Raw genomic sequence first — 18,354 nt, 5'->3', positions numbered from 1 at the left:
AGCGTTCGGCATATATTCCCGCCACTTTCCATGAAATACAAAGAGAACACCGCTTTTTCGCCCTGCCGGGCGAGGGAGCACACGAGAGGAATTTATCCGATGGCGAACACGCCGCTAATGCCGAAGGCCACCGCTGTCTGGCTCGTGGACAACACGGCTCTGAGCTTCACCCAGATCGCGACGTTCTGCAAATTGCATCCGTTGGAGGTCAAGGCCATTGCCGATGGTGAGGCTGCTCAGGGTATCAAGGGACTTGATCCCATTCTGACCGGCCAGTTGACGCGTGAAGAAGTTGAAAAGGCGCAAAACGATCCGAATTACCATCTGAAGCTTCAGGGCTCGAAGGTGGTCGTACCTGAGTCCAAGCGCAAGGGTCCGCGTTATACGCCTGTTTCCCGCCGTCAGGACCGTCCGAACGCCATCCTCTGGCTGGTCCGCAACCATCCGGAAATGAAAGATGCGCAGATCATGCGCCTTGTTGGCACGACCAAGCCGACGATTGCGGCAATCCGGGACCGGACGCACTGGAATTCTGCAAACCTGACACCGTCCGACCCGGTAACGCTTGGCCTTTGCAGCCAGCTCGAACTGGACATGGAAGTTGAAAAGGCTGCGAAGAATGCGCCGCAGCCTGTCGCCGGCGAACCGGTCGAAACACTGATGCCCGTTGAGGACAGCACCAGTGAAGACGCCATTGCCGCCGCTTTCTCACTGGATCCGAGCCAGCCTGTGAAGCGCGAAGAGGAAGAGGAAATCGACGCGGACGCCGTCTTTGCGAAGCTCAATTCGCTGAAGGGTGATGACGTCGAAGACGCCGAGGGCGACGAAGAAGCCAAGTAACACCGCACTATTGCAATGTGTGTTTAACCGCCGGCTGGCCTCAGCCGGCGGTTTTTTTGTTGCAGAATTCCTGCCCGATGAGCGCAAAACGTGCTTTGAAACCGGAAAGAAGCACTTCTCGCGCTCCGAGCAGGTAAATTATCATTCTTGACAATTAAAGGTATTTTCCTAAATTGATTGTCAATCCTGATAATTTACTGGAGATGCAGTTTGGCAAGACCTGAAATCAAGGATGACCGTCGAGAGCAGATTCTGGATGCGTTCGAACTGTGCGTTGCGCGCTATGGGCTTGAGGGAGCAACCCTCGGCAAGACGGCAGAGTTCGCTGGTCTTGCACGCCCGCTCATCCGGCACAATGTCGGCAACAGGGAAGATCTTCAAGAAGCCCTTGTCGAACGGTTCCTGACGCGCAGCCGGGACGCCACGGAACATTTGCTCGCGTCGCTCCCGGATACAAATCGTCTCGAAACGCTCCTGGACGTGTTGTTCGATCGCAAAAGCGCTAATCCTCACCTTGTCCTGGTGTTCAACGCCTTGAGTGCCGCCGCCCCGGACGATGCCGTGCTGGCAGCACAGCTTCAGCAGTGGCTTACGGATTTTGTGGGTCACTTGAAGGCAGAGATTGTACGTGCTCATCCGGAAACGCCCACCTCGCACCTGGAGGCTGCCGCGGTAGGGATTTCCGGCATCTATTTCAACGTGGAAGCACTTTACCCGATTGGCATTTCCGACCGTTTCGTAACCTCGTCACGACAGGCAGCCCACCTGCTCGTCTCAACACTGGAGGCCGGCAATGACTGATGCTTTCCGCCTGCAACCCGATGCTTATTTCAGCGATGACTGGTTCAGACTGGAACAGCAGACCCTGTTCCGAGATGCCTGGAGTTTTGCCGGGACCGTCGCGGACTTCGCTGAACCGGGTGATTACCGGCTCGTCCACATCGGTGCGGCGACCCTTTTTGTTATCCGCGACAAGACCGGCTCTCTGAATGCCTTTCACAATTTTTGCCGACACCGCGGGGCGACACTGCTGGACGCAGCCGAGGGAAACACTGGTGGTGCAATCGTTTGCCCCTACCACCGCTGGACCTACGGTCTCGGTGGTGAGTTGCGCGGCGTTCCGGACAGACAGAGTTGTTTCGCCGACCTCGACCGTGCAAGTCTCGCCCTCAAACCGGCCGCAATCGGCGTATTCAAGGAGTTCGTTTTTGTGAACCCGAATGCGCAGGCACGGTTCGATGATTGGATCGCACCCGTCAGGGATCAGGTCTGGCCGCACGACATTTTCGCCAGTGATGTCAAGGAAGCCGCACCACTTGTCTATGACGTCAAATGCAACTGGAAGGTCTTCGCCGAAAATGCGATCGACGGATATCACCTTGCCTATCTCCACGAGCATACCCTTGGCGGTCCGACACCGGACAAGAACGTTTGGGAAAACGCCGGTGATCACATGATCTGGTTTGCGAACGAGGATGGGGTCCGGCACCGCCTGCCAAAGAAAATCCGGGAGGAGACGGGCTCCACCGGCGTGATTAGCAGCGCGTCCGAGCCAGGATATGGTGGCGTGTTTTTCCTCTTTCCCGCAACACTGATTGTTCCGACCCCGTACGGTCTGTCAGTCACATCACTGCGACCGTTGGCACCGGGTAGAACGCAGCTTGATGTGCGCCAGTGGGTCGGTCCCTGGCAATGGACCGACGAGCGCAAATACATACCTGGCTTCGACAAGAAAACCGGAATCATCTCGTCGGACAACTGGACGAAACCAGCACTGGAAACGGGTGATTTTCAAACGGAGGATATCTGGATCTGCGAGAAGGTTCAGCGGGGTCTAAGTATGCCGGGGTTCAACTTTGGACCGCTTTCGGAAGGACCGGGAGCCGAAGACCCGATCCGCTGGTTTCATGAAAGCCTGCGACGGCAGATGAACCTGGACCGCAAGGAGGCTCTCTGAGATGGCGCTATCGACCATCCTTGGCATCATGCTTCTGGTTTGGGTTGCGTATGATCTTTACGCCGGAGAAGTCTGGCTGCATCGCAGCTTCAAACGAAAAACAGAACCGGTCGGCTACTGGTTGACGATCTGCGGCTGGTTTCTGGTCGCGCTGTCATCTTTTTTCTGGTCGGGATTTTCGTAGGGTCCGATTGAATTGTGAGGGCCGCTCTCGAAGGCTCCAAAACAGCGCATGGATCAGGCCGTACTGCAGTTCGCAGAAACAGGCGCTTCAATTCCGGGCTTCTTCGCGAAACGAAAGATTGCTTTTTTCGCCCAGTCCATACCGGACGCAGCAAAAGATTGCCGCGAGACTTAGGACCAGCCAGAGACCACCCCAGAAGACAGTCGGGCCGCCGAACTCTTCCGCAAGCATATACGCGTCCGACCGGGCGCCTGATCGGCGGATCGTGTCGTCGAATATGTCGTAGGGCACATAGATGATACTCGACAGTCCGATCACGCGAAGGACCATGTCATTGATCGGGCGGCTGAGATAGCGGGCGATCGCCAACATTCCGAGACCGGTTGCCGCGCAGAACAGAATCGCGAACCAGTCGCGCACGTAAAGGATCGTGACCAGCAGCGTCAGGCAGCCGAACAGCGCCAGAACGGTGCGATCGGCTTTGGTACGCAATGCAATCATCAAGAGGGCGATGCCGATCAGTAGCGAGCCGAGATAGCCGGCTGACAGTGTAATGAACCGGTTCCCGCCGCGCGAGATCACGTGACCGCCCTGCTGCGGCGAAACCGATAGATCCACAACGGAACCGCCGGTCAAGACGGTGGCAATCGCGTGAGCGAGCTCGTGCAGGAAAACAACCAGTATCTTCAGGGGTATCACGAAAGGTGTGTTCCAAAGGAGGAACAACACAACCGTGATCGCAATGAGTTGCCAGTGGCCTTTAAGCAGCTGCATGGATGTGAAAGGACATGTTGCCGGCGTGAAGTCAAGCAGTGGCGTCAAGAGGTGCGGCTGTTGTCGGTATTTGCCGCCTCAGGTGCCTTGCGTGCCTGTTCTGCTTCTTCGAAACGCTCCTGTTTTTCAAGGAGATCTGCCAGCATTGCGTAACACGAGGCTTGAACCCTGTGCAGCTCTGAAAGGTCCGGGCCTTTTACCGAGGTTGCTTCACGGGCAAACGCCTCGGCCTCTTGCAAACGGTTTTCGCACAAGTGGACATAGGCTTCATTCGCCAGGCTTGACGCGTAGATCACCGGGTCCGCATCACAGTCTATCGTTTTCCTGACCTCCTGAAATTGCGCGAGCGCATATTGCCGCCTGGACGGGTCGCGAATTTTCATGCCTCCGGAGCTAAGCAGCAGACTTGCACGGGCGAGCCGCGAGGTGTCAGAGCCGAGTTCACACCGCAAGAGAACGCGTTCAATGACCTTATCGATTTCCTCAGTTTGCATTTGCGCGTTGCGTACGGTGTTCGCAAAGGCCTGGGCTATGTGAACAAATTCCTGCTCCCCAATCTGAACGGACAATGCCGCACTCATTGCTCCGACTGCAATTTCGGCTGCGGCGTCATGCTGACCAACCACCATGAGAACCTGGGCCTTGCTAATCTCCAACTGTATCTTGGAAAGAGATGCCTCATCTGCGGGGGGCAAGTAGTTCTCGGCCTCAAGAAACCAGTCGCAAGCCTTTTCAGCTTCGCCGCGCTCCAACGCGATCCAGCCAAGTGCGAAGTAACCTTCAAAAAGTGCATCTCCGTACGACGCCGTCTGTTTGCTGCAGAGTTTTACCGCGTTCTGCAAACCTCGTCCGAGGTCAATCTTGTCGACCTGTGTGTTCAGCGCAAAGTACCGTGCTTCGGCTAGAAATCTCGACACCAGCTCAGTGTCAGTGGCTTCTGTAAGCGCTCTCAGGCCGGGAATGTAATACCCTTCGCAGAGGAGACTGTTTTCTGAGCGCCTTCCAATTCGGGTCTGCACATAACACCAACAAGGGTCCGAACCGTAGTCGCTCGTGAGCACCTGCGCCTGGTTCAAGGTTTGCAAATATGCCTTGTCTCCTTCGTGAGGCCTGAGCGCCTCGTCGAAGGCATCCCATTCCTTGGCCTTGGCAAGATGGTAAGCGCGAAGAGCGAGGCTGCTACCGTTGTCGACCTGAATGCCTTTTTCCCCGGTGACGTCGACCAGGTGCTGCACGTAACCATCGGCGATCTTCATGTTGGCAGCGTGCTCCAAAGCATCCGTGCCCAAGAATTCCCGCTTTACCGCGGCAATGGCCGGTGTCCGGAGTTTCACAATGTACGGGGTTTCATCGTCCAGAAGGGGCGAGGCTGCCGCAAGCAGCTGGACAAATGTCAACTCAGTCGTTCCGAGATACGCCAGGGCTTCCGTATCCCGCATTGAGCCCTCCCTTATCGTTGCGAGACCGACCAGCAGACGCTCCAGGCACTTGCCAAGACCCTCTCCCAGAGTGGCTATGATCCATTTGCAGAGATTTGCATGGAACTCAATGCCGTTCCTGTCCAAGACCAATTGAGCGATCGCATCATTGAGTTCTTCAAACTCACCGAAAACCCTTAGCTCTTCAGCCATGCTTTTCAGTGCGCCAAAAGACAGGCCGAGCGCCGCCTTCAACAACAATTCGACTTGCCCGGGATCGAGCCGCTTGCCGTATTGTTCGAAATATTGCTCAAAGAAGACCTTGGCCTCGCTCCGATCCGGGGGAAGGCAGTTGTAAACGCTCCAGCCAGCCGGAAGCGGATCGGGAATAGCCTCAGGACGCGAAGTTGCGATCACCAGCAGATGTCCTTTCGGCAATCCGCCGGCTGTCCACGCCAAAGCTTCAAATGTCTCTTTTTCAGCACCATCAATTGCGATCAGGGTCGGTACTTCGCCTCGAGTTTCGGCCAAAGCATCCATGACAGCTGTACCGTCGAGCCGGTTGTTGTTCCACACAGGCTCATCCGTTGCTCCAGACAGAATCCAATAGAGATAGGTATTCAGCGGATGGTGCCCGACCTCCTGGCTGTGAATACCGATGACTGACCGTCCTTCTTGCCGTGCTGACCGCTTTAAAGCACGCAACAATGTGGACTTCCCCGAGCCAGGCTCGCCGGGAACAACAACGACGGAGTTTCCCGAAGCGCCCAACCGGTCGATTGCGTTGAGCCTGCCGCGCTGATCTATGAATTGCGTGCTGACGAGATTATCCGCTGCAGCGTTTCGGCTTCTGAAATATTTCAGAAGGCTGGCCTGCACTCTCTTTGTGCCCTTCTTGTCGTTGATGATCTCGATATAGGTGGGCTGTTTTGCCCCTTTGGCCGGTAACGCGGCTCCGACAACGTCCTGAAGGTCAGCCCACAGGTCCTGAACGACCTGGTCCGCAAGTACGAGAGGATCATCGTAGGTGAAACTCGGGAACCCGGACGCGAGAACTTCGCGCCTGAGCGCGGATTGCCGTTGATGTTTCCCGGTATCGGCTTCGAGGTAATCAGCCCGGTCTTCCTCGGCGAGTGACTTTATCCAAGCATCGTCTCTCAGGTAGAACAGGGCCCTGTTATGCTCCGGTTCCTCTCCCTCAAGAGCGGCATATCGAATCTCGAGTTCGGTCAGGCTTATCGTCGGGTGGGCCACCAGCCACGGGAGCCTTCTTTTCAAACGCAATGAAACACTTGACGCGATCGAGCCATATCGCTGGCCCAGCAGACAGAGGAAATAGGGACGGCAACGGTCAATTTGCGAGAGGCAGGCGTCCACCACGCCTTCTTCGCTGGCCTGCTGGTCGCTGACACCCCAGCGCAGATCCACAAATCGCAGTTCCGTTCCACGTTCCAGGCAAAGGCGTCGCAGCCTGGGAAACGCAATCTCGACCAGCGCTTTCCGCTCGCGTTGCATATCGCGGAACGTGGATGACAGAAACACCGAAATTAACTGACGGCCCGGTTCCAATTGATCGCCCGCAGGTTTTAAGTCCCGTGATTGATACCTGCAGACTAACGCATGTTCGGATCACAGTCCTCGTGCGATCCACCATTCCTCGCAGAAATACGCGGCGTCGAGACGATTGCGGGCGTCGGCAGTCGTCCAATCCTCCGTGCCCATAAGTTCGTCCATCAGGTCAAACCAGTCGTCGGCGAGGTCCGGCGGCAGCTTCCTGCCGCTCCAAGGGCAGTGGCTGATGACCCGCATCGCCGGTCCCCATGTCTCCTTGAGCGCGAAACGGCGGATCGAAGGGTCGTAAAGTACCGGAACCTGTGGGTCGCAGGCCTTTTGAAGAAGTTCGGGGAAGCTCTTGAACAAAGCCGACCGGCGCGGATCAAGACCCAGTTGTTCCAAGACATGACGATTGTCGACCGCGATGGACGTCAGGCCGCGATCATGAAAAGCGTCCCAGGCTTTTTCCTCATCGGTTGCACTGAAGGGGAGTGTTTTCCCTTGTGCCTCCGCAGCTTGTTCAGCCCGCTCGCGTTCTGTTTCCTGCACTTCCGCCGCATCGCAAAACTTCTCATGCAATTCCAGGCCCCGTCGGAGCAAAACAATGTTTCGTTCGGTGATCTCATCCAGGCGTTCGCTTGTTATTGCGAGACCGGGGATCTTGCGGACGGACTTCGACATGATGTTTTCTTCTCCGGAACTGGCGTTCTACCGAATTGCGTTTCTAGCCGACCGAAATCAGGGGCTTAAGGCTCCCTCCATGCCCGAGGCGCTTCAAGGCGGTATCCAAAAACGCAAAAAACGCTGCCATCAGCAATAATGTTCAAGACCGGGTGTCCTTGCAAAGACTAGCCTTGTGAAAATCAACATTCGAGTGTCTGGCGCACGAATGCCCGGCGCTGAACCGAACTGCCGCTTTGTGCGGCTGGCGCAAACTTCGACTGATTTCACGAGGTATTTCAAGGTGAATTGGGACGATATACGCATTTTGCTTGCATTGGTGAGAGCGGGGTCGCTGACCCGCGCTTCACAGATGCTCGGCATAGATCAATCGACGGTCGGCCGGCGGCTCTCCTCGCTTGAGGCAGCCCTCGGTGCGCCGCTGTTTCTGAGATCCAAATCCGGGATCATTCCGACGGAACTTGGCGAGAAACTGGTATCGGATGCCATGGAAATCGAGCGGCGCACGGAAAACATGCTGGAGGCTGCCTCGCCTGAAAATGAACCGGTGGGCGAACTCCGTGTCATGGGAGACCACTGGGTGTTGCAGCATCTTGCCAACACCTTTTTTCCGTCGCTGATCGATGAATTTCCAAAATTGTCCGTGCGCTTGAATTCCGGAGCACCGTCACCCTCTTTCTGGAGTGCGGCAACAGTTTCCCTGTGGTTCGAGGATCCTCCGCAAATGGGAGAATTTGCGATCAGACTGGTCGACGTCCCGTTCGCGCTCTACACGCATCGTGACAGCCGGTTTGACGAGACCGGCTGGGTTTCGCTGCTCGACGCATGCACAACCCGCCGTCCGCCCGCCAAATTTCTTGAGAAATACCGGAGGCGGGGCGAACCCCTGCACATGACGGCAAATGACCCGGGATTGCTGTCCGCAGCGATCGAAAATGGTCTTGGCAAGGGACTGCTGCCGGTTTGCCTGGGTGAGGCACTCCCAAATCTGAAACGTGTCGGCGGCGCCGAAGCGGAAGTCGTGCGCACGCTGCATATTCATGCGCATCCCGATACCGTGCAGTCACTAAGGGTGCAGACTGTCATTCGGAAATTGCGTGAAAATGCCGGCTCACTGTTTTCGCCCTCGCGCTATGAAGAGGAGAGCCGCGTCGCTGCGTGCGGGTGACCGTTGGCCGGGAGTGCAGGGCACAGAGGACGCGTCTTTCGCGGTCGTGATACCGGTCCTGCGGCCGTTTATGGCTTTTAATCAATGAATTGGCACCGGTGACCTGATGCCAGGACCAGTACTGCCATCACCGGCTGGATCAAGTTGCCAGCCGGTTGTATTTCTTGACCCTAGGTAAATTTACTTGCGCTGATCATGCGAGTGATCTAATGCCGTAGATATGCACAAGGCCAAGCGATATCACACAGCCACTGCAGGTGTGAGCGCTACTTCGATCACCTCGGATCGAAGTTTTCCGCGCCACGCCCATGACGATTTTGCGTTCGGCTATATGTTGACGCAAGGGCATGAAAGCTGGTGCTGCCGCGGTCTCGTCGGTGTCGATGCTGGTGACGTCATTGCGATCAGCCCGGAAGAAATTCATGACGGTCTCGGCCGTAAGGGCGAACCAAGGGCCTGGTGCATGATCAATCTGCCGGTTGAGACCGTTGCCGAGCTCATGGATCAGAAGCCGGATCAGCTCGAATTCAGCGCGCCTGTTTTCACCGATGATGCGACTGATATTGTGCGCTCGGTCATCGATGTCGCCATGCAACCACATGCCCATGCTTCGGAGCTGGAAGAATTGCTGCGCATCGCTCTGGGCCGCATGTTGAGGTCTCTTGATAGCCGGCAGGAAGAGATCAGGTCGCCTGAAGCCATCTTGCGCGTTGTCGACCACATACACTCTTGCTGGTCCGACCCGCTTACTCTTGACGAACTCGCCGAGACGGCGGGCATGAACAAGTACCAGACAGTCCGGGCGTTTGCGCGTGAGATCGGGGCGACTCCCTATGCCTATCTGATGCAGTACCGTTTGAACCGGGCGCGGGAAATGATAGTTGATGGGGAAGGGCTCGCCGAAGCTGCCGCCGCCTCTGGATTTTCTGACCAAAGCCACATGACACGGGCCTTCAAAAGGCAGTTCGGTCTGTCACCGGGCCGGTATCTGAGCGCCGGCTAGACGCTGCCGGTGCATTGATTTTTTAGGCCGTTTCTTTACAAATTTCGCCATGTCCGACGAAAGAGATGACCCGGTTCATATCGTTTTGCTGGTGACGCCGCACTTCAATGTTTCGGCTACGACTTCGTTCGTCGATCCATTTCGTGTCGCCAACTACCTGACGGGAACCACCACTTTCTCCTGGGATTTCGTGTCCGAAACCGGAGGGCTGATCCCCTCAAGCAGCGGATTGTCGGTCCAGACGAAATCCTTGGCCGACATCGGAATTGGCAATCCCGCTCTGGTCGTTGTCAGCACAAGCTGGACGCCCGAGCGTCACTACACAGACGTGATTGTCGGGACACTCAAGAAATGGATGCGCGCAGGCGTAACCGTTGGTGCGCTCGACACGGGCGCATTTGTGCTCGCAAAGTCCGGTCTCCTTTCGGGAAAAACCGCCACTGTGCACTACGAACACATCGATGCGCTGATAGAAATAGCGCCCAAAACGACGGTATCGGAAAACCTTTTCACCCTGGACGAGAGGGTGTTCACCTGCTGCGGCGGTTCGGCCTCCACCGATATTGCGCTGCACTTCCTGCGTTCTTATTGCGGGGTCAGTCTTGCGAACGCCGCTTCGCGCTATCTCTTTCATCATGAGGTGCGAGGAGAGGGAAGTACTCAAAATCCGAAAGGAACGGAGCCGACCGGATATGCAACGCCGGGAACGGTCAGACGTGCCATCGATCTGATGGAAGCGCATCTGGAGGAGCCGTTGCCGATACCGGTCATCTGTCAACGCCTCGGTGTTTCACAGCGACAGCTCAGCCGGCTCTTTGGGCAATATGTGCGCCGTTCGCCCGTCGAATACTACCGGGATATCCGTCTGGACAGGGCGCGCGGGCTGGTGACGCAGACCGAAATGAAACTGAGTGAGGTCGCCGCGGCGTCGGGCTTCAACAGTCAGGTGCATTTCAGCCGGGCCTACAAACAACGCTTCGGGCTGGCGCCCGGTGCCGACCGCATCGAAGGCAGAGTGCCGTTCGAGTTTCGCGCCTGGCCGATGCACAGCCCGAAAGCTAGGTCCGATATGGACGGCTAGCCGCCTGCAGGGCCACGAGCATCTCGTCGCGGATCTTGGCAAGTTCGCGGGGGTCCCGGCCTTTCGCCTGATCTTTCATGCCTGCAACAAGTTGCTTGATGACCTCATCATCAAGGCGTGGATCGCCAAGGTTTTCCCACCATCCGTTGAATGTCTCTCTGAAATGGTCGCAAAAGGCCTGAAGTCCGCCATCGCCCGCGCCCAGATGAAACAGCATGGTCGGTCCCATCGCGGCCCATCTTAGACCCGGGCCTGCCCACATTGCCTTGTCGATGTCTTCGACACTGGCAACACCTTCCATCGCCATGAAGACGGCTTCCCGCCAGACTGCCGCCTGAAGCCGGTTGGCTACATGTCCGGGCAGACCTTTCCTGATGCGGATCGTGACCTTGCCGATGTCCTCGTAGAACGCTTCGGTCCTGTCCAGTACATCCGCTGCTGTCTTGTCGTTGGCGGTGAGTTCCACCAGCGGAATGAGGTGGGGTGGATTGAACGGATGGCCGAGGACCAGCCGGCCCGGGTCCTTCCAGCCTGCTTGCAGGTCTTCCAGCGTGAGGCCTGAGGTGGAGCTTGAGACAATCGCGTTCCCTGACAGGACCGGCTCAATATCACGATAGGTCGCGTGTTTGACCGGCAGGCGTTCTGGCACGTTTTCCTGGATGAAATCCGCGCCCTCAACAGCGTTTGCCGACGTATCCGCAAACGAGAGCGCATCGGGCGTGGCACGCTTCGTCAGCCCCAGCGTTTCCAGGGAAGGCCAGGCTGTCTCGATATAGCTGCGCACTTTCCTTTCCGCGTCCGGATCCGGATCGTGGACACAAACGCTGCGGCCTGACGCGAGGAAAAGCGCGGTCCAACTTGCGCCGATGACGCCCGCACCCAATACCGCAACATGAGAGATTCCGGCCATCAGAACAGTCCTGGATTGAGCGGGGATGCAGCGGTCATGCCGCCGTCGATCGTAAAGAGCTGACCGGTCGCGAAGCCGGCCTCGTCCGAGGCAAGCCAGACAGCCATGGCCGCGATGTCAGCCGGCTTCCCGAACCGTCTCACGGCATGACGGGCGATGGCATCCGTCTTTGCCCGGGCCGGATTGTTCGCAAGATCGAAGCCTGCATCCAGCATCCCTGTTTCAATCCAGCCCGGGCAGATCGCATTGCAGCGGATCTTCGGGCCGTGGTCGACTGCAATTGATCGTGTCAGGCCGTGGACGAAAGCCTTTGAAGCGTTGTAGAGCGCCATCGACGGATCGGCGACGGTGCCGGAGATCGACCCAAGATTGATGATCGACCCGCCCTCACGCATGTGCGGGATTGCTGCCCGGCACAGATTGAAGACACCCCGCGCATTGGTATCGATCACGAGATCCCAATCCGCGTCCGTGCTGTCGACAACAGTCTTTTCCACCTGAACGCCGGCATTGTTGACCAGAACATCGAACGCGCCGAGATACTGTATTGTATCCGCGACCGCCTTTGGATCGCAGACATCCAGCGTCAGCCACTCCGTCTCCAGGTCGTCCGGTTTCGGACCACGGCCGCAGGTAACAACGTCAGCGCCTTCGGCAAGAAACGCGTCGACGATGCCCCTGCCGATCCCCTGCCTGCCACCGGTGACAAAAGCTTTCTTTGAGGCAAGGCGCATCAGTGCGCCACCATCACGTGGCGGATCGCGGTATAGGCATCGAGGGCATAGACGGACATGTCGCAGCCCGTGCCCGATCCCTTCATGGCAGCCCAGGGCATTTCAGGTGTCGCAACACCATGGGTGTTTACCCAGGTGAAACCGTAGCGCAGCCTGGAAGTCATGCGCATGGCAAGGCCGACATCGCGGGTCCAGACCGAAGACGCAAGACCGTACGGCCCTGTGTTCGCAATTTTCAGGGCTTCATCCGCATCGGAGAACCGCGAGATCGTGACGACCGGGCCAAAGACTTCGTTGCAGGCAACTTCTGAAGAATTGTCCACATTGGCGATGACAGTGGGATCAAAGAAAAACCCGGGGCCGCTTCCCGCATTTCCTCCCAGTACGATTTCGGCTCCAGTCCGGGCGCGTTCGACAAAGCCTGAGACCCTGTCTCTTTGCGTGGCTGACACGAGAGGCCCCATCTCGGTGCCTTCATCCTTTGGGGCACCTGTCTTGATCTGTCCCACTTGGCCCGCAATCGCCGCGACGAGGCGCTCGTAAGCGCTATCGGCCACCAGAACGCGGCAGGGCTGCGCGCAATCCTGGCCTGCGTTGAAATAACTGCCGTAGCGAATGGTTTCGGCAACGGCGTCAAGATCGGCGTCGTCAAAGACGATGACGGGGGCCTTTCCGCCGAGCTCCAGGTGCACGTGCCGGATCTTGTTGGACGCTGCGCGCATCGCCGCCATGCCGGTCGCCGGAGAACCGGTGACGCTGATTGCCTCCATCTGCGAGCTGTTCATGAGCCTGTCGCCGATCGTCGGCCCGCGCCCGTGGATGATGTTCAATACGCCTTTCGGCAGGACGTCCTGCAAAAGACCGGCGAGATGGAGTGTCGACAAAGGCGTGATTTCAGATGGCTTCAAAACCACAGGGCACCCTGCCGCGATTGGCGCTGCCAGTTTCCAGGAGGCCATCATCAGCGGATAGTTCCAGGGCGCGATGGCCGCGACAGGACCGATTGGGTCCCGGCGGATCATGGACGTGTGTCCGGCAACGTATTCGCCCGCCGCCGATCCCGTCATCGTCCGGGCGGCCCCGGCAAAAAAGCGGAACACATCTATTGTCAGCGGCATCTCGTCGTCATGGGCGGAGGGCCAGGGTTTGCCGACATCCAGGCTTTCCAGTTCGGCCAGTTCCTGGCTATGGGTTTCAATCACCGCTGCGATCTGCAAAAGCAGCTCGGAACGTTCGGCCGGCGATGTCATTGAGAAGGTTTCAAAGGCCTCAGCGGCGCTTCTGACCGCGGCTTCTACCTGTTCTTCACCTGCTTCCCTGACCTCAGCGATGGTCTCACCGCTTGCCGGATTGAGGACACTCAGGGCGTCGCCTGTGCCGTCCACAAGCTCCCCGTCGATCAACATGCGCGTTTGCATTTCTTGCTCCCTAGAATCCGACCCGGTCGCCACCCTTGAGGGCCAGCCTCTGACGGGCTTCCGATGGGGTTGCGACGGTAAGGCCCAGATTTTCCAGAATGTCCCGGATGCGTTTGACCTGTTGGGCGTTGGACGTTGCCAGCTCGCCCTTGCCGATAAAGAGGCTGTCTTCCAGGCCAACCCTGAGATTGCCGCCCAGCATCGCGCTTTGCGTGGCAAACGGCATCTGATGACGCCCGGCGGCCAGCACCGACCATTCGTAGTTTTCGGGTCCGAACAACTTGTCGGCTTTCTTGTGCAGAAAAACCAGGTTGTCGAGGTCAGCGCCCATTCCGCCGAGAATTCCAAAAACCATCTGGATGAAGAAGGGCGGTTTGATCAGTCCCTGATCGACGAACCATTTCACCGTATAGAGGTGCCCAAGGTCGTAGCACTCGAATTCGAACTGGGTTCCGTGCTCACCCGACAGTTTCTCGATGGCGTACCGAATGGTCCTGAAAGTGTTGGGGAAGATGAAATCTTCGGTCATCTCCAGGAAGGGACGCTCCCAGTCGTGCTGAAACTCAGTGTATTTCTGAAGCATCGGGAAGATGCCGAAATTCATGGACCCCATGTTCAGCGACGCCATTTCCGGACTGGCGGTGGTTGCGGCGAGGAGGCGTTCGTCCATCGTCATACCAAGGCCGCCGCCTGTCGAGACGTTGATCACCGCTTCTGTCGATTGTTTGATAACGGGCAGAAACTGCTGGAAAATCTCCGGTCTTGGATCGGGCCTGCCGGTTTCGGGGTCGCGGGCATGCAGGTGAATAATGGACGCACCGGCCTCCGCCGCCTCGATGCTGGCCCGGGCAATTTCGGCCGGTGTGACGGGCAAATGGGGAGACATGGACGGCGTATGAATGCCACCGGTGGGGGCGCAGGTAATGATGACGGATTTGGGCATCAGAGTCTCATTTGCTGAACTTGGGCCGACAGGCCGCCATCCAGAACCCAGAGCTGCCCGGAGGCGTAGCGCGCTTCGTCGGATGCCAGCCAATTGACCAGATTGGCGATGTCTTCCGGCGTACCGTAAGTGCGCATCGGATGCACGTCACGCACTGCTTTCTGCAGGGTTTCGATATTGCCGCCACCGCCACCGGACCCGTCGCCGTTGAAGAAACTCTGCAGCATCGGTGTATCGATGTAGCCAGGGCAGATCGCATTGACGCGGATGCCTTCCGGACCGTGATCGCAAGCCATGGCGCGGGTCAGCGCGTGGACAGCGCCTTTTGTCGCGCAATAGGCGGCCAGCCCGGGATCGGCGATGAAGCCGTCATAGGAACCGAAATTTATGAGGCTTGCACTTTTTCCAAGCTTGGCGGCTTCCCGCAAAAGCGGCAGGGCATATTTCGAAGTCAAAAACGTTCCGGTGACATTGACCGCAAAGGACCGGTTCCACTCAGCCAGAGACGTTTCCTCGATGGTTTTCTCGATCTCGATCCCGGCAGCGTTGACAAGTATATCGAGTCGTCCGTGTTCTTCCCGGACGCGATCCATCGCTGCAACCGCGTCTGCTTCGTGCGTGACGTCAAGTTTCACGAAATGACTGCCGTCTTCGACATGCGCCGCAAGCGAGCCTTCCGGTGTCAGGTCGGCTGCAAAGACCGTTGCGCCCTCTTTAACGAACCGGGCCACGATCGCCCGGCCGATTCCGCCCCTTGCGCCGGTTACCAATGCAATCTTGCCATCCAGCATCATTCGGTCGGGTCCTTTCTGGGCGGGTACCGGTAGCGGCTTGCGGCCACGGTCCAATCCATGTGGTTTCTGACATATTGCCGGCTGGCGTCAGAAGGCGGGTTGTAGTCCCAGGGCTCGCTTGCGCCGGCCTCCATCGCTGCGTGAAGTGCCCGGCGCGACTTCTGTGTTGCCATGATCTTCCTGCGAAGGTCCTCGCCGTTCCAGCGCCGGGCGATTTCATTTTGAAAACCCGCCACGATGTTGTGGTACTTCGGGTCGCCGGCAAGATTCCGTCTTTCCTGAGGATCGGACTTCACGTCGTAGAGCTGCGGCGGATCGTAGTCGCAATGAATGTACTTCATCGCTCCGCGGCGGATCATGATCACCGGGTAGCTTGTCATTTCCGCGCAGTATTCGCCGATCGCCTCATCCACCGGGTCCGCTTCGCCCCTGGCCAGCGGCATGAGGCTGCGGCCGTCTATGGGGTCTCCGAGCATATCCGGAGTGCCGCCCCCGATCTCGATGAAAGTCGGCAGAAGATCGACGAGGGAACACGCATTGCCGGCTGTTCCTTTGGCGACGCCGGGACCAGCCATAACCAGGGGAACGCGGGCAGAGTTCTCAAAGAAGTTCATTTTGTACCAGAGGCCGCGCTCACCCAGCATGTCGCCGTGGTCCGCGGTCACGATCACTACGGTGTTGTCGAGTTCTCCGATCTCCGTGAGTGTTTCGACAATTTCGCCGATTTTGCTGTCGAAGTAGCTGACATTGGCAAGATAGGCGTGCCGGGCACGGCGCACCTCTTCTTCTTCGAGCGGGACGTAAGATGCCTCAATCCCGTCAAGCAACCGGCGTGAAAACGGGTCCTGCTGCTCCAACTCCGGGACATAGTCGGGCATCGGGATGTCGTCATCTTCGTAAAGATCCCACCATTCGGGCCGCGCCACATAAGGGTCGTGCGGATGGATGAAAGAGGCAACCAGGGCAAACGGGGCATCGTTTCCCGAGGCCTTATCGCGCGCAACGTTGAATAGCCAGCGCTTTGCGGCAAACCCAACTTCATCGTCGTAGTCGATCTGGAACGTGGCACTCGCAACACCGCTTTCCTTGACGGTCTGCATGTTGTGGTACCACTTGTCGATGCGCTCGTCCGGCGCTTCCCAGTCAGGTGTCCAGGCGAAATCAGCCGGATAGATGTCGGTGGTGACCCGGTCCTCAAATCCGTGCATCTGATCCGGGCCGACGAAGTGCATTTTGCCAGAAAGGCAGGTTCTGTAGCCCAGGGACTTGAGGTAATGCGCGAAAGTCGGGATCGAGGCTTTGAATTCTGATGCGTTGTCATAGGCCGCAATGCGGCTGATCAGCTGACCCGACATGAACGCAAAGCGGGACGGGGCGCAAAGCGGTGAATTGCAGTAGGCCGCATCAAAGCGCATGCCGCGTTCGGCAAGTGCGTCAAGGTTCGGTGTTCTGGCAACGGGGTGGCCGTAGGCACCCGTGAAATGCGGTGCCAGCTGGTCCGCCATGACCACTACAATGTTGGGCGGCCTCACGCGGCCCCCCGCGCATATGCGTCCAGCACGAGCCCATGGAAATGATGCACGGCGTGCTCCGATTTGCCGGAACCGCCGGGATCATGGACGATCCGGCCCTGAGTGAAAGCCGGGGTGCTCATTCCCCGCTGAACGCTCTCAACCAGACCGATGTCCTCAACCTGCAGGACTTCATCGAGATAGCGAATGGCGTCGCGTTCCATGTCATTCGGCTCAGGTGTCTCCAGGAAGAAATCGTACGTTTCCAGCGTGCGGTCCGGACCAGCGGGGACGATGTTCAGAACGATCATGCTTGACCTGCCCGGATAACGCATCAGGCAGGTTGTCGGCCAGAGCCACCAGACGGCATGCGTTCTGACCGTTGCATTCGAGACGTCGTAGGCACGGTTGGAAGCATTGCCGGCATCGGCCATGTGACTGGAATAGATGCCGTGTGTTGTCACCTTGTAGGTGTCCATGTCGACGAGGTCGCAGAAATCCTTGTGAGCCGTCGGGCAATGGTAGCATTCCAGGAAATTGTCGACGACGTTCTTCCAGTTGGACTTGATGTCGTAGGTGAGGCGATGCCCGAAGGTCAGCTTGTCGACGTCCGGCGCCCAGTGGCGGATCTCCGTTTCCAGATCGCCCGATTGTTTCGACAAGGAAACGGCCTGCGGGTCGAGATTGACGAAAACGAAGCCGCAGAATTCTTCGACCAGGATCTCATCGAGGCAGATTGCGCTGGTGTCGAATTCCTTAAGTGTTTCTGTATGCGGCGCGCGGGCGAGTTGCCCGTCCAGCCGGTAGACCCAGGCGTGATAGGGGCACATGATCCGGGTGGTCACGCCCTCGCCCGACAGCAGCTCGTGCGCGCGGTGCTTGCACACATTGTAAAACGCCCTGAGGACGCCGTCTTTTCCGCGCACAACCGCAATCGGATTGCCTGCGATTTCCGTTGTCACGTAGGACCCGAGTTCCCGCGTTTTCTCCACATGGCAGACCCATTGCCACGTCCTGGCGACGATCGACTTCAGGTCTGCGTCGAACCAGCCGGCATCGGTGTAGGCCGACGCAAGCAGCGAATTGGATCGGGACGGATCAGGGTCATAGCCGGACGAAATCTCGATTTGCTTGGACACGTTGCACACCTCCCAGGGCCAGCTTCAAGCTTGCCTTTTCGAGGCGAATGCAGCCAAACATTTTTGGTCATTGCATTATCTTTTTTGGACATGCTGGGCGAAGACACCTATTGAAGCCGTTTCTCAGATCGTGCGCCAAGCTAAAAGCACAAAGGCCGCGCCTCGTCGGCCAAACTAGTCTCTTTTCGTGTTAGAGGTCTTTACGGTCCGGATGGCTGTGATTTTTCCGGGTGCGCGCTATCTTT

At 57.8% G+C, this 18,354-nt stretch carries 17 protein-coding genes; 7 read left to right on the top strand and 10 right to left on the bottom strand.

Annotated elements, in window-relative coordinates; genetic code table 11:
* Positions 1 to 99: 99 nt before the first annotated feature.
* The 4 genes from Q0915_RS28135 to Q0915_RS28120 all read left to right on the top strand — a co-directional run bounded on the left by Q0915_RS28135 (position 100) and on the right by Q0915_RS28120 (position 2,981).
* Positions 100 to 840 carry a cell cycle transcriptional regulator TrcR gene (locus Q0915_RS28135; protein WP_299482916.1) on the top strand — a complete coding sequence of 247 codons (741 nt, stop codon included), beginning with the start codon at positions 100 to 102 and terminating at the stop codon, positions 838 to 840.
* A 210-nt stretch (positions 841 to 1,050) separates the two neighbouring features.
* Positions 1,051 to 1,641 (top strand): TetR/AcrR family transcriptional regulator, encoded by a 591-nt coding sequence (locus Q0915_RS28130; protein ID WP_299482919.1) that lies wholly within the window; start codon positions 1,051 to 1,053, stop codon positions 1,639 to 1,641.
* Positions 1,634 to 2,797, top strand: a complete 1,164-nt coding sequence (locus Q0915_RS28125) for an aromatic ring-hydroxylating dioxygenase subunit alpha (RefSeq protein ID WP_299482922.1) — start codon at positions 1,634 to 1,636, stop codon at positions 2,795 to 2,797. The genes Q0915_RS28130 and Q0915_RS28125 overlap by 8 nt, the downstream gene beginning before the upstream one ends.
* 1 nt (position 2,798) lies before the next feature.
* Positions 2,799 to 2,981 carry a hypothetical protein gene (locus Q0915_RS28120; protein ID WP_299482925.1) on the top strand — a complete coding sequence of 61 codons (183 nt, stop codon included), beginning with the start codon at positions 2,799 to 2,801 and terminating at the stop codon, positions 2,979 to 2,981.
* Positions 2,982 to 3,068: 87 nt separating this feature from the next.
* Here Q0915_RS28120 and Q0915_RS28115 read toward each other — a convergent pair whose 3' ends face one another.
* The 3 genes from Q0915_RS28115 to Q0915_RS28105 are packed head-to-tail and all read right to left on the bottom strand — an operon-like array spanning position 3,069 to position 7,408.
* On the bottom strand, positions 3,069 to 3,803 hold the full coding sequence (locus tag Q0915_RS28115) for a M50 family metallopeptidase (RefSeq protein WP_299482928.1): 735 nt from the start codon (positions 3,801 to 3,803) through the stop codon (positions 3,069 to 3,071).
* Positions 3,800 to 6,742, bottom strand: coding sequence for a DUF4062 domain-containing protein (locus Q0915_RS28110; RefSeq protein WP_299482931.1), 2,943 nt, complete (start codon positions 6,740 to 6,742; stop codon positions 3,800 to 3,802). The genes Q0915_RS28115 and Q0915_RS28110 overlap by 4 nt, the downstream gene beginning before the upstream one ends.
* 60 nt (positions 6,743 to 6,802) lie before the next feature.
* Positions 6,803 to 7,408: a hypothetical protein gene (locus Q0915_RS28105; RefSeq protein ID WP_299482934.1), complete on the bottom strand. Its 606-nt coding sequence runs from the start codon at positions 7,406 to 7,408 to the stop codon at positions 6,803 to 6,805.
* Between the two features lie 283 nt (positions 7,409 to 7,691).
* Between Q0915_RS28105 and Q0915_RS28100 the strand changes: the two genes are divergently transcribed.
* The 3 genes from Q0915_RS28100 to Q0915_RS28090 all read left to right on the top strand — a co-directional run bounded on the left by Q0915_RS28100 (position 7,692) and on the right by Q0915_RS28090 (position 10,660).
* The gene (locus tag Q0915_RS28100) at positions 7,692 to 8,576 is read left to right on the top strand and encodes a LysR family transcriptional regulator (protein ID WP_299482937.1); all 885 of its coding nucleotides are present in this window, start codon (positions 7,692 to 7,694) and stop codon (positions 8,574 to 8,576) included.
* 220 nt (positions 8,577 to 8,796) lie between these two features.
* Complete coding sequence (locus tag Q0915_RS28095) at positions 8,797 to 9,579, top strand: AraC family transcriptional regulator (RefSeq protein ID WP_299482940.1); 783 nt, start codon at positions 8,797 to 8,799, stop codon at positions 9,577 to 9,579.
* A gap of 49 nt (positions 9,580 to 9,628) precedes the next feature.
* Positions 9,629 to 10,660 carry a GlxA family transcriptional regulator gene (locus Q0915_RS28090; protein WP_299482943.1) on the top strand — a complete coding sequence of 344 codons (1,032 nt, stop codon included), beginning with the start codon at positions 9,629 to 9,631 and terminating at the stop codon, positions 10,658 to 10,660.
* Here Q0915_RS28090 and Q0915_RS28085 read toward each other — a convergent pair.
* Genes Q0915_RS28085 through Q0915_RS28055 form a run of 7 tightly spaced genes read right to left on the bottom strand, consistent with a single transcriptional unit; the run spans position 10,638 to position 18,109 of the window.
* Positions 10,638 to 11,570, bottom strand: a complete 933-nt coding sequence (locus Q0915_RS28085) for a 3-hydroxyacyl-CoA dehydrogenase NAD-binding domain-containing protein (RefSeq protein ID WP_299482947.1) — start codon at positions 11,568 to 11,570, stop codon at positions 10,638 to 10,640. The two genes, Q0915_RS28090 and Q0915_RS28085, sit on opposite strands and share 23 nt — an antisense overlap.
* Positions 11,570 to 12,304: an SDR family oxidoreductase gene (locus Q0915_RS28080; protein ID WP_299482950.1), complete on the bottom strand. Its 735-nt coding sequence runs from the start codon at positions 12,302 to 12,304 to the stop codon at positions 11,570 to 11,572. Before Q0915_RS28080 ends, Q0915_RS28085 begins: the two co-directional genes overlap by 1 nt.
* Positions 12,304 to 13,722, bottom strand: a complete 1,419-nt coding sequence (locus tag Q0915_RS28075) for an aminobutyraldehyde dehydrogenase (protein WP_299482953.1) — start codon at positions 13,720 to 13,722, stop codon at positions 12,304 to 12,306. Before Q0915_RS28075 ends, Q0915_RS28080 begins: the two co-directional genes overlap by 1 nt.
* Before the next feature lie 10 nt (positions 13,723 to 13,732).
* Positions 13,733 to 14,668, bottom strand: coding sequence for a 3-keto-5-aminohexanoate cleavage protein (locus Q0915_RS28070; protein WP_299483419.1), 936 nt, complete (start codon positions 14,666 to 14,668; stop codon positions 13,733 to 13,735).
* Entirely contained in the window at positions 14,665 to 15,459 is a 795-nt protein-coding gene (locus Q0915_RS28065; RefSeq protein ID WP_299482956.1) for an SDR family oxidoreductase, read from the bottom strand. The genes Q0915_RS28070 and Q0915_RS28065 overlap by 4 nt, the downstream gene beginning before the upstream one ends.
* The gene (gene betC / locus Q0915_RS28060) at positions 15,456 to 16,991 is read right to left on the bottom strand and encodes a choline-sulfatase (RefSeq protein ID WP_299482958.1); all 1,536 of its coding nucleotides are present in this window, start codon (positions 16,989 to 16,991) and stop codon (positions 15,456 to 15,458) included. The genes Q0915_RS28065 and betC overlap by 4 nt, the downstream gene beginning before the upstream one ends.
* On the bottom strand, positions 16,988 to 18,109 hold the full coding sequence (locus Q0915_RS28055; protein WP_299482960.1) for a ring-hydroxylating oxygenase subunit alpha: 1,122 nt from the start codon (positions 18,107 to 18,109) through the stop codon (positions 16,988 to 16,990). Before Q0915_RS28055 ends, betC begins: the two co-directional genes overlap by 4 nt.
* Between the last annotated feature and the right edge of the window lie 245 nt (positions 18,110 to 18,354).

Source organism: uncultured Roseibium sp., assembly GCF_947494555.1.
Lineage (GTDB): Bacteria > Pseudomonadota > Alphaproteobacteria > Rhizobiales > Stappiaceae > Roseibium.
This window is presented reverse-complemented; position numbering and strand designations above follow the sequence as displayed.